Annotated in this window: 2 protein-coding genes; both read right to left on the bottom strand. The window is 42.4% G+C overall.

Translation table 11 applies throughout. The features are described 5' to 3' along the window. Positions 1 to 92 precede the first annotated feature (92 nt). Entirely contained in the window at positions 93 to 1,181 is a 1,089-nt protein-coding gene (locus J4G02_22290) for a hypothetical protein (GenBank protein MCE2397241.1), read from the bottom strand. After that, a complete protein-coding gene (locus tag J4G02_22285; GenBank protein ID MCE2397240.1) occupies positions 1,168 to 1,371 on the bottom strand; it encodes an AAA family ATPase in 204 nt (67 codons plus the stop codon). Before J4G02_22285 ends, J4G02_22290 begins: the two co-directional genes overlap by 14 nt. Between the last annotated feature and the right edge of the window lie 252 nt (positions 1,372 to 1,623).

Raw genomic sequence — 1,623 nt, 5'->3', positions numbered from 1 at the left:
GCGAGTTCAGTGAGGAGATCGCGTAGGTTTTCGGTCTTGTGCATTTTATATACTCGTTGGTGTGACTTAGGAATCACATCAATAATGGTGTGTTAAGAAGACTCATTAGTTTCGGTAACGTAACTAATCTGTGCATTCTCTACCGTCAAAACGTTCGGTTGATTGAGATGATGTACAAGAGGTTCAGCATGCGTAGCTGTGATGAAAGTTTGGGCACTTAAATTTTGGAGTACCTCTAATAAATACCCTACCCGCTTGTCATCTAACTCTGAGGTAACATCATCCAATAAAACTATCGGGTCTCTGCCTGTTAGGTGTCGAATCAATTCTAATTCTGCTAACTTGAGTGCTAAGGCGATAGTCCGTTGTTGCCCTTGTGAACCATAAGATCGCGCTACCTCTCGAAATGTTCCGGTTGCGGGTCCTGGGGCTGGTGGATCGCTTTCACTATGATGGTGAATGATAGACGCGTTGGGTTCACTCTCCAATTCAATGAGGAAATCGTCTCGGTGTGGGCCGACTAAGGTTGTACCTCTCTGTAAATCTGCCTCGCGGGAAGCGTTTAATGATATGCCAAAATGTTTGGCTATCTTGTCTTCATCTTCACGGGTAGCCTTGTGGGGTGCGTCTGAAGACTCCGCTAACGAGTTGAGACCGGTGGTTTCTGAAATACTGCCTGCCATATTGTCAATTGACGTATCGTTTGACACCGATGCCGAACGATACGTCAGTGCGAGATTTTCTAAACCGCCAGTGAGTTTTTGGTAGTTTTGGATCGCGTGGTCTTTCAATTGGTAAAAAATTTCCAACCGCCTTATGATAACTGCGGTACCATGTACAAGCAGCAATTGGTCCCAAGCATCCAGTTGCTTTGCGTTTGCGAACGTTGCACGAATCTGCTTTAGCAACTCATTTCGTTGTTTGAGCACCAGATTGTACTTTTGCAAATTTTTTAAGTATTCGCTGTCAATCTGTGAGATAAGGAGATCTAAGAACCGTCGCCTTTCTGAAGGGCCGCCTTTCACTAACGTGAGTGACTCTGGTGAAAAAAACACGGCGTTAAATTGACCAATCCATTCGGAACGTTTTGTCTGGAGAATACCATTTTTCTTCAATCTAAACTGTCCGCGTGCCTTCTTCATCGCTTCAAGAGATGTTACGTCATCACTATCCTGACTCATGATGCCGAATCAATTCGGCATCATGAGTCGCACGATGAGATTCCGCGGTGCAAAGAAAATAGATTGCTTCAAGCAAACTGGTTTTTCCTTGTGCGTTCCCGCCGACGATTAAATTAACGGGCTTAGAGAAGTCCACTTCGCAATTGATATAATTACGAAAATTTCGTAGGACGATATGGTTTAATAACATCTTATCTTGGCTGTAAATATTTTAGTTCAATCGGTTGCAAAATCTGATGATTTTTGACAGTTATCAACAGCTTCTAATTGTACTACTAATTACTATATAAATTTATATAGTACTTTAGTAGTAGTAGTAGGGGCTGTTGATAAGTTGATAACTCACCTGAAGGCTTGCTATCACTGACAAGTACCCTGTTGATAACTTGTGCATAAATCAGCGAGTTATGCACAAGTTATCAACAAAATCTTATAGTAGGTG

The sequence above is a fragment of the Candidatus Poribacteria bacterium genome (assembly GCA_021295755.1).
In the GTDB taxonomy this organism is placed as follows: domain Bacteria; phylum Poribacteria; class WGA-4E; order WGA-4E; family PCPOR2b; genus PCPOR2b.
This window is presented reverse-complemented; position numbering and strand designations above follow the sequence as displayed.

What these genes read in the sequence shown, in the direction of transcription:
- J4G02_22290 (MCE2397241.1), bottom strand. Translation starts at nt 1,181, where the DNA reads ATGAGTCAGGATAGTGATGACGTAACATCTCTTGAAGCGATGAAGAAG.
- J4G02_22285 (MCE2397240.1), bottom strand. Translation starts at nt 1,371, where the DNA reads ATGTTATTAAACCATATCGTCCTACGAAATTTTCGTAATTATATCAAT.